8 protein-coding genes, 2 tRNA genes and 1 pseudogene are annotated in these 8,277 nt (G+C 62.1%); 4 read left to right on the top strand and 7 right to left on the bottom strand.

Annotation, left to right across the window (positions count from 1 at the left end; genetic code table 11):
* Nucleotides 1-1,185 (top strand): annotated as a pseudogene (locus GV368_RS11800) (VC_2705 family sodium/solute symporter); the annotation flags it as partial.
* A 75-nt stretch (nucleotides 1,186-1,260) separates the two neighbouring features.
* A complete protein-coding gene (locus GV368_RS10030; RefSeq protein WP_142805195.1) occupies nucleotides 1,261-1,653 on the top strand; it encodes a hypothetical protein in 393 nt (130 codons plus the stop codon).
* Nucleotides 1,654-1,672: 19 nt separating this feature from the next.
* Here GV368_RS10030 and GV368_RS10025 read toward each other — a convergent pair whose 3' ends face one another.
* The 6 genes from GV368_RS10025 to GV368_RS10000 form a co-directional block, all read right to left on the bottom strand.
* Complete coding sequence (locus GV368_RS10025) at nucleotides 1,673-1,960, bottom strand: DUF4212 domain-containing protein (RefSeq protein WP_169116421.1); 288 nt, start codon at nucleotides 1,958-1,960, stop codon at nucleotides 1,673-1,675.
* Nucleotides 1,957-3,603 carry an MFS transporter gene (locus tag GV368_RS10020; protein WP_206673390.1) on the bottom strand — a complete coding sequence of 549 codons (1,647 nt, stop codon included), beginning with the start codon at nucleotides 3,601-3,603 and terminating at the stop codon, nucleotides 1,957-1,959. Before GV368_RS10020 ends, GV368_RS10025 begins: the two co-directional genes overlap by 4 nt.
* Nucleotides 3,604-3,706: 103 nt before the next feature.
* The gene (aceB, locus tag GV368_RS10015) at nucleotides 3,707-5,308 is read right to left on the bottom strand and encodes a malate synthase A (protein ID WP_142805198.1); all 1,602 of its coding nucleotides are present in this window, start codon (nucleotides 5,306-5,308) and stop codon (nucleotides 3,707-3,709) included.
* A 21-nt stretch (nucleotides 5,309-5,329) separates the two neighbouring features.
* Nucleotides 5,330-6,088, bottom strand: a complete 759-nt coding sequence (locus tag GV368_RS10010; RefSeq protein ID WP_169116420.1) for a sulfite exporter TauE/SafE family protein — start codon at nucleotides 6,086-6,088, stop codon at nucleotides 5,330-5,332.
* A 40-nt stretch (nucleotides 6,089-6,128) separates the two neighbouring features.
* The gene (locus GV368_RS10005; RefSeq protein ID WP_169116419.1) at nucleotides 6,129-6,656 is read right to left on the bottom strand and encodes a bacteriohemerythrin; all 528 of its coding nucleotides are present in this window, start codon (nucleotides 6,654-6,656) and stop codon (nucleotides 6,129-6,131) included.
* A 45-nt stretch (nucleotides 6,657-6,701) separates the two neighbouring features.
* The gene (locus GV368_RS10000; protein WP_169116418.1) at nucleotides 6,702-7,196 is read right to left on the bottom strand and encodes a bacteriohemerythrin; all 495 of its coding nucleotides are present in this window, start codon (nucleotides 7,194-7,196) and stop codon (nucleotides 6,702-6,704) included.
* 66 nt (nucleotides 7,197-7,262) lie between these two features.
* Here GV368_RS10000 and GV368_RS09995 point away from each other — a divergent pair, with 66 nt between their 5' ends.
* Together GV368_RS09995 and GV368_RS09990 are read left to right on the top strand one after the other, a co-directional pair.
* A complete protein-coding gene (locus tag GV368_RS09995; protein ID WP_142805202.1) occupies nucleotides 7,263-7,721 on the top strand; it encodes an HIT family protein in 459 nt (152 codons plus the stop codon).
* Between the two features lie 46 nt (nucleotides 7,722-7,767).
* Nucleotides 7,768-7,857: transfer RNA gene (locus GV368_RS09990), tRNA-Ser, on the top strand.
* Between the two features lie 282 nt (nucleotides 7,858-8,139).
* Here GV368_RS09990 and GV368_RS09985 read toward each other — a convergent pair.
* A tRNA-Leu gene (locus tag GV368_RS09985) sits at nucleotides 8,140-8,224 on the bottom strand.
* Between the last annotated feature and the right edge of the window lie 53 nt (nucleotides 8,225-8,277).

The raw sequence follows: 8,277 nt of genomic DNA, 5'->3' as shown, positions 1-8,277 counted from the left end.
ACTCCAAATTCCCCGGAAAATGGGGGTTGATCGAGGTTCCCTGTATTTGCTCGAGCGGCTCGACCAGATCGTCACCGACCTCGGCTTTGGCAAGTACACCACGTCGGTGCCGGGCAGCTATCTCAACATGTTCATGTACACCCTGTCGTTGATGATCGGGACGGCGGGTTTGCCGCACGTGATCATGCGCTTCTTCACGGTGCCGAAAGTGCGTGACGCGCGCATGTCCGCGGGTTGGGCGCTGGTGTTCATCGCCATTCTCTACACCACGGCTCCGGCGGTGGCGGCGATGGCGCGTTACAACCTCTTGGCCACCGTCTACCCGGCCGCGCTGGAGAACAAGCCGCTGGTGGCTCCGGATCAGGGCATTCGCTACGACGAGCGCCCCGACTGGTTCAAGCGCTGGGAGCAGACGGGTCTGCTGAAATTCTCGGACAAGAACGGGGACGGGCGTATCCAGCACTACACGACAAGAACGCCGCGCTTCAGGCGAAAGCCGAGCAGGTGGGCTGGAAAGGCAACGAGCTAGACGTCAATGCCGACATCATCGTCATGGCCAACCCGGAGATCGCCATGCTGCCTGGCTGGGTGATCGGTCTGGTGGCGGCAGGGGCGCTCGCAGCGGCCCTCTCGACGGCGGCGGGCTTGCTACTGGCGATCTCTTCGGCGATCTCGCACGATCTGGTCAAGGGGGTGTTCAAACCGGATCTCGACGAGAAAGGGGAACTGCTCACCGGACGGATCGCGATGGTGGTGGCCATCCTCGTGGCGGGGTATCTCGGGCTCAATCCTCCAGGCTTTGCGGCCGGTACCGTGGCCCTTGCCTTCGGGATTGCGGCATCCTCGCTCTTCCCCGCGATCATGATGGGTATTTTCTCCAAGAAGATGAACAAGGAAGGGGCGATCGCCGGCATGCTCGTCGGTCTGTTCGTCACCCTCTTCTACGTGTTCGCGCACAAAGGCATCTTCTTCATCAAGGGGACCGAATACCTCGGGTTGATCGGTGGGGCGAACAGCTTCTTCGGGATTACGCCGGAAGCCTTTGGTTCGGTCGGAGCCATCGTGAACTTCATCGTCGCTTTCATCGTCGATAAATTCACCAAAGAGCCGCCGGCGCATATCCAGGAGCTGGTCGAGAACGTCCGCGTCCCTCGCGGGTCCCAGGTGATCAAGGGCGCCCACTGAGTACGAGCGGGTCTTGACTCCACAAAATCCGCCGGCCCAATCGAGGGCCGGCGGTCTTGCTTGAAGGAGGATCCCATGGCGGACGTCCACGTCGTCGTGAGTTTGGTGCTGAATTGGATATTGTTTTTGTCGCTGTTTCCGCTTTCTTTCATTTGGTTGAGGCGGGCGTTTCGTATCCTGTTTCTCAAGGATTTTTCCGAAGTCGCCTTACGGCGAGGTGAGCCGCCGCCCAATCCGGAGAAGTATGCGCCTTATACGGCCGTGATCAACCTCGTGGCCGGAGGCATTCTGGTTTATGTCATCTTCGGGGTCATCGCCGTGGGCATGCCTTTCGGCACCTGGACGGCGATCGCGGGTACCACCCTCTGGATGAAACTCTTCTTCGATTTTGCCTTGGCGCGACAGGCGCACTGGCAGGTCAAACCGCGTAAGGGTGGGCAGGAGCGCAACCCCTCACAGACGGTATAGTCTCTGCACGCTTTTGGTATCAGCCGTCATCCCGTTCGCCCCAGTGGCGAACTTGCCGTTCCCATCGGTTGGTGAGTAGTGCATAGACGGTGGCGATCGCGGTAAACAGTATCAAGGATACCGTCGAGAGCAGGAGAAAGCCGAGCGGGACCCCGCCGATGAGGAGCGTGTTGAGCTCCTCGGCATACCACACTACGCCGAGATTGAAGGCGAGCCACAGGGCGAGTAGCGCCAGCGTGAGCCGACGGGTACGCTGCCAGTACCATCGAGCCGCATTTTGGCGGTCGTCGTGCTCGGATGCGTTCATTGGGCTTGCAGCCGCACACTACGACGGACGTGATACACGGTGGCCAAGGGCGCGATCAGGCCAATGGCGATCACGGCCGTGAGCAGCATTCCCAGTTGGGAATAATCGGCCGGCACGAGGATGGTGCCGTCGGGGGCGCGTACTTCCCGCGTGACCACGAAAAGGGTGTTGAGATACTTCGTTCCGAGTTCGGACGCCGAGAGCGCCAGATTGGTGAACGAGGCCATCACGGCGAAGAAGGTCGCCTTGAGATGCTGGGGGGCCGAGTGCGCGATCCAGGCGAGCATGGGAACCATCGATACCTGCCCCAAGGGAGATTCCACGGCGGTGTTGACGATGGCGATGAAACGGGCATCGACCACGCCGTTCGTCATCTGGCTCGTCCATTCGTGCAGGCCGTGGTACATCCCCAGATAGGGCAAGGAAAGCAGGGCGCCGATCACCGAAAGGATCACCACGATGTCGAGAATGGAATGCTCGGCCATGAAGCGGCGGAAAATGAACAGTCCAGCCAGGGTGAGCACCGAACCGATCAAGGAGAGCTTGGCGAGGAAGGACTGATCGAAGCCAAGCTCGTCGATCATCCACCAGGTGAGTCCGGGACCGGCGGTGGGCGTGGCGCGAAAGACGAAGATTACGAGCGCAGTGCCGGCGAGCGTTCGCCGTGCGTTGGGGCTGAGTTCGCCCATGAGGCGGCGCATGAGGAAGAGGATCACGGCCAACGAGCCGACGAAAATCACTTCCTGATTGCCGGGAAAATCGAGTAACCCCATCGAGAGGGTGAATACGACGAAGATGAGGCTGCCCCACAAGAGCGGCCAGTTGGGCGCAGGGGCTTCCGTACCGAACTCCGGCCATAAGACCGGATCAAGCCCGAGTCGTGCATGACGACGCCGCTCGAGCCGGCGCAGCAGTGAAGCCAGCATGACGCCGGAAACGGACACGAGGGGGATCAGGAGCGCCAACTCATAGATACGTGCATACAGGGGGGCTTTTTCCTCGATCGACACGGCTTCACTGCCGGAGAAGACGAGGACGTTGGCAATCGACACCAACACGCCGCCACCGAGGATGGCGATGCGCCCCAGCGTCTGCAGCGTGGTGTGCATGAGCTTGACTTGCGCCTCGGGTAACGGTTCGCCGTTCTCGTCGCGCGTGGGGACGGCTTCGACCGTCATGGCGTCGGCCACCACGTCTTGCAGGACGTAGCCAAGCGGGGCGAGCAACACCGAGAGAACGTACCAGTAGGAGACGGGCCACAGCGCTGCCATCGCATCGCGTTGGCTCGTGAGGCCAATCATGATGAGCATGCTTGCGGCGATCAAAGCGGCGCCCAGCCAGACGAAGAACGCCTTGCGATGCCAGAAGAGATCGACGAGGTGTCCCAGGGGCATCTTCAGCGCCCACGGGATACCCGCCCAAAAACCGAGCGCGGCAAGGAAAGCCGCGGAGAGGTCGAGGTATTCCTTGACGAAAAACGTACCGGCAATGCCGGTGAGCCCCGAGATGCCCGCCGCGAGGTAGACCATCAGTGGCGGGAGAAAACTCCAGCGCCATTCGCGACCGAGCTCGATGACGTCGTCTTTCCACCAGCGGCGCAGGGCAAGGAGCAAGCGCAAGGGCAGCACGGGACGGGTCGTCATGCCGAATCATCCTTTGGCGCAAGGATGCGTACCGCCCCGCGGGCAGCGGGGCGGTCCAAGTCCGTACGATCCTTCCCGGGGAAGAAACGCACCGTGGGAAGGATCAGGGCAGCTCTTCGTAGAGGGGCAGCGTGAGGAATTCCGGGAATTCCTCGGTGAGCGCCATCTTCTCGAAGATCTTCGCCGCCTTGTCGTAGTTGGCGGTGTCTTCCCCTTGTGCCGTGACTTCCGCCTTGACTTTGGCGAGCTCTTCGGGGATGAGCGAGCGCACCAGCTCCACCGTGACCTTGCGCCCGTCTTCCAGCACGCCTTTGGGGCTGTAGATCCACTGCCAGACCTGGGCGCGGGCGATCTCGGCGGTGGCGGCGTCTTCCATCAGGTTGTGGATCGCCACGGCGCCGTTGCCGCCCAGCCAAGAGCCCAGATAATGGATGGCCACGTTGATGTTGTTGCGCAGCCCCCCCTCGGTGATGGGTTTCTCCGGCTGGAAATTGAGGAAATCGCGCGCGGTGAAGGTCTCGTCGCGCTGCTTGTCCCACTGGTTGGGGCGATCGCCCAACACCGCCTTGAATTCTTCCATGGCCACGTCGACCAGGCCGGGGTGGGCCACCCAGCCGCCGTCGAATCCGTCGTTGGCATCGCGCCGCTTGTCGTGACGTACGCCGGCCAGCGCCCGTTCGTTCGCTTCCGGGTCGTTCTTGATCGGGATGAGCGCGCTCATGCCGCCGATGGCCGGCGCGCCGCGTTTGTGGCAAGTCTTGACGAGCGCGAGCGCATAGGAGCGCATGAAGGGGACTTCCATGGTGATGCGGGCGCGGTCGGCCAGGCAGAAGTCCTTGTCCTTGCGGAACTTCTTGATGCAGGAGAAGATGTAATCCCAGCGCCCGGCATTGAGCCCGGCGGAGTGGTCGCGCAGCTCATAGAGGATCTCTTCCATCTCGAAGGTGGCGAGGATCGTCTCGATGAGCACCGTAGCCTTGATGGTGCCGCGCGGCAGCCCCAGTTCGTCCTGGGCGAAGCAGAAGACGTCGTTCCACAGGCGCGCTTCCAGGTGACTTTCGAGCTTGGGCAGATAGTAGAAGGGGCCTTGGCCGCGGGCGAGCTGCTCCTTGGCATTGTGGTAGAAGGCGAGGCCGAAGTCGAAGAGCGAGCCGGAGAGGCGCTGGCCGTCGACGGTGACGTGTTTTTCGTCGAGGTGCCAGCCGCGCGGACGGATCTGCAGCACGGCGATCTTGTCGGCGAGCTTGTATTCCTTGCCGTTTTCGGCCACGAAGTCGATTTTGCGGCGGATGGCGTCGTAGACGTTGATCTGCCCCTGCACCTGATTGAACCAGTTGGGGCTGTTGGAATCCTCGAAGTCGGTCATGTAGCTGTCCGCCCCCGAGTTGAAGGCGTTGATGACCATCTTGCGGTCGGCGGCCGGGCCGGTGATTTCGACGCGACGGCATTCGAGCGCCTTGGGCAGCGGCGCGATTTTCCACTCGCCCTCGCGCACGGCGCGCGTCTCGGGCAGGAAGTCGGGTTTCTCGCCGGCGTCGATACGTGCCTGGCGTTCGTTGCGCGCGCGCAGCAGCTCCTGGCGGCGGGGTTCGAAACGGCGGTGGAGCTTGGCGACGAACTCGAGCGCCTCGGGCGTGAGGATCTCGTCGAAACGGGGATGGAGCGGTGCGTGCAGTTGCACGCCTTGGGGCAAGGCGATGGTCATGGGGTTTCCCTCTCTTCTCGATCAAAAAAAGAAATAATAAAGCGTGAGTGCCGTTCCTACCAAGAGGATGAAGCGGCGCAGCCAAATCGCCGGCAGCCGGCGGGCGATGCGTCCTGCGAGATAGCCGCCCGCGGCGGCGGCCAGGAGCACCACCAGCGTGTGCGGCCAGCTCACGGCGCCGCCCAGGGTGAAAGTGAGGGCGGCCACGCTGTAGATCACCGCCGAGAGCCAGTTCTTCAGCGCGTTGATCTCGTTGATGTCCTCGATGCCCTGCATGGCGATGGCGGCGATCATCACGATACCCATGCCGGCGCCGAAGAATCCGCCATAGACCGACACGAGGAGCTGGAAGATCGTCCCGCCCCAGCCCAACGTTTGCCGCGGGCCAGCGCGGCGACGCGCCTCCAGCCAGCGGTTGATGCGCGGGGCGAGCGCGAAGAGGAGCGTGGCCGTGAGCAGTAGCCAGGGGACGAGGCGAGCGAAGAGGGCATTGCTCGTCACCAGCAGCAAGCCACCGCCCAGCGCACCGCCGAGAAACGCGGCCAAGGTGAGACGCGGCAGGTGCCGGCGGTAGCGGGCGAGCTCGCGGCGATAGGCCCAGGCGCTCGCCAGGCTCGCCGGCCACAAGGCCACCGAGTTGCTTGCGTTGGCGGTGACCGGCGGCAGGCCGATCGCGAGCAGCGTGGGAAAGGAGAGGAAGGTGCCGCCGCCGGCGATCGCGTTCATCGCACCGGCGCCGAACCCGCCCAGCGCGAGCAGGATCCAGTGGCTTGCCGTCATCGTCCCCTCCTTGGTGTGTTTCGTTCCCGGAACCGGGATTTTAGCCGGACGCGGTCGTGGAGGGCTCTTTTTGAGGAGGGCAGGAAGGGGGCGAGGCCGGGTTCCAGTCGCGGGGAAAACGCGCCAACCACGGACGCAATCGGAGGTCTTCTCTGATGATGTGATCGATCAGCCAGGATCGCAGCAGATCGAGAAGCGCACGGCGGGTGTCGTCGTCGAGCGCATCGAGCGTGGTTCGTTCGACCGGCTGGGCGAGAATGCGGGCGGTGAGGTCTTTCAGCTGCTGCTTGAGTTTTTCATGCGAGCGGTGATGTTCGCCGAGGTGGGGGTAACCCGCTGCCTGCTGGATCAACTCTTCGCGCGTAAAGTGCTCTTCGGTGTAGCGGGCGAGTTCGTCGAGCGCGATGGTGAGCCGGGCGAGCGAGGCGCGCTTGAGGATCAGCGACTGGATGCGGTCGACGAGTTCGATCAGCCAGCGGTGGTCCCGATCGATGGCATCATTGTGCACCGATAGTTCGTCGCGCCACTGGAGATGAAAGCTGGAGAAGGGGAAGGAATGGTCGGACATCGTTTTCCAGGATCGGAAGGAAAGCGTTGCGATGCGAACAAAATTTCAGCGATCCGTTCCGTGTTGCGCCGTTGCCGGCGTCCAGTCGGAGGGGAATCGTTCGATCCAGGGTTTGTATCGTAAATCTTGTTGAATGATATGGGTGATGAGCCATTCGCGAAACAGATCCAGAATGCGTTGCCGCAGTTCGGGTGCGAGGGCATGGACCGTGTTGCCGCCATGAGCCAGGGAGAGAATCTCGGCGGTGATCGTATGCAACTGATGGGTGAGGTCTCGATGCTGCATCGCGTGAGACCGGGCTTCGGGGTAACCGATGGCCTGTTGGATCGCTTCTTCGCGGCGAAAATGCGTGGCGGTATAGTCGGCGAGTTCGTCCAGTGCCTGGGTGAGTTCGCCGACCGAACTGTCGTGCGCCAGCATGCCTTGTACCCGGTTGATGAGCCCGATGAGACGGCGATGGTCGCGATCGATGGCATCATTCTTCACCGAAAGCGCCTCGCGCCATTGGAGCTGGAAAGCGGAGTCGGATGGCGTATTCATGGCATCGATTGCGTCGAGCAGATGCAGGGATTATATTGTCGAAATCCCTCTCGCTAGGACCAAATGATGCCGATTCGATCAAATCATCCCGATAGTTGCCCTCTATGCCTTGAGAATGAGGAAGAGGTGCTGTGGCGCGATGGCCGCTGTCGCGTCATCGACGTCCGCCATACCGATTATCCGGGGTATCTGCGCGTGATCTGGAACGAGCACGTCGCCGAGATGACGGATCTCGACGCGGACGATTGCATGCACCTGTGGCGGGTGGTGCTTGGCACGGAACGCGTGCTGCGCCGCCTCATGAGCCCGGACAAGATCAATCTCGCCAGCCTGGGCAACATGGTGCCGCATCTACACTGGCACGTGATTCCCCGCTACCGCGACGACACCCACTTCCCCGACGCCATCTGGGCCCCACCGCGCCGCCGCGGCCCTTCGCAGCATGCCGTGGTGCATCCCTCGGCGACGCTTGCCGCTGCCCTGCGGGTGGAGCTGGGTGGTAGCGGGGCGACGGCATTCGCTTGAATGTGCGGTAGAATCGTCCTCGCCGGCGCGCAAGGTGCCGGCGCCCGGAGGCGTGGCCGAGCGGTTGAAGGCAGCGGTCTTGAAAACCGCCAGGGGTTTGCGCCCCTCGTGAGTTCGAATCTCACCGCCTCCGCCAAATTTCATTTGTTTTCAATGAATCGTTAGAGGGCAAGCAAGTGTTTTCCACGGGTTGCCCAATTGGGTCGACAATGGCGTCTGCTTGTGCCGGTACCTGCCTCGAGCGTACCACGCCAGAAATGGGTGTCACGGAAAGCAGATACTCGAAAAGTACCGCGTCCTTATGCGGGAGACATGCAAAAGCTTGGGGTTGGGTGAAGGGCACAGAAAAAGATGACTGCTTGATTTTCAGCAGATAGTGCGATTCATCGGGACGCAAAAAACGCCTGAACGGTGTCTGTGGTGCCAGGGAGGGGATTCGAACCCCCAAGCCTCACGGCGGCGGATTTTAAGTCCGCTGTGTTTACCGATTTCACCACCCTGGCGCACGTGCCGCCGATTGTACTGGGAAAATGAAGGGCGGTGTAGAATCGCCCCA

It is taken from the genome of Tepidiphilus baoligensis, from assembly GCF_012911495.1.
Lineage (GTDB): Bacteria > Pseudomonadota > Gammaproteobacteria > Burkholderiales > Rhodocyclaceae > Tepidiphilus > Tepidiphilus olei.
This window is presented reverse-complemented; position numbering and strand designations above follow the sequence as displayed.

Excerpts from the sequence above, each read along its gene's own strand:
- GV368_RS10020 (WP_206673390.1), bottom strand. The coding sequence starts at position 3,603 with ATGACGACCCGTCCCGTGCTGCCCTTGCGCTTGCTCCTTGCCCTGCGC.
- GV368_RS10010 (WP_169116420.1), bottom strand. The coding sequence starts at position 6,088 with ATGACGGCAAGCCACTGGATCCTGCTCGCGCTGGGCGGGTTCGGCGCC.
- GV368_RS09995 (WP_142805202.1), top strand. The coding sequence starts at position 7,263 with ATGCCGATTCGATCAAATCATCCCGATAGTTGCCCTCTATGCCTTGAG.
- GV368_RS10000 (WP_169116418.1), bottom strand. The coding sequence starts at position 7,196 with ATGAATACGCCATCCGACTCCGCTTTCCAGCTCCAATGGCGCGAGGCG.
- GV368_RS10005 (WP_169116419.1), bottom strand. The coding sequence starts at position 6,656 with ATGTCCGACCATTCCTTCCCCTTCTCCAGCTTTCATCTCCAGTGGCGC.
- GV368_RS10025 (WP_169116421.1), bottom strand. The coding sequence starts at position 1,960 with ATGAACGCATCCGAGCACGACGACCGCCAAAATGCGGCTCGATGGTAC.
- aceB (WP_142805198.1), bottom strand. The coding sequence starts at position 5,308 with ATGACCATCGCCTTGCCCCAAGGCGTGCAACTGCACGCACCGCTCCAT.
- GV368_RS10030 (WP_142805195.1), top strand. The coding sequence starts at position 1,261 with ATGGCGGACGTCCACGTCGTCGTGAGTTTGGTGCTGAATTGGATATTG.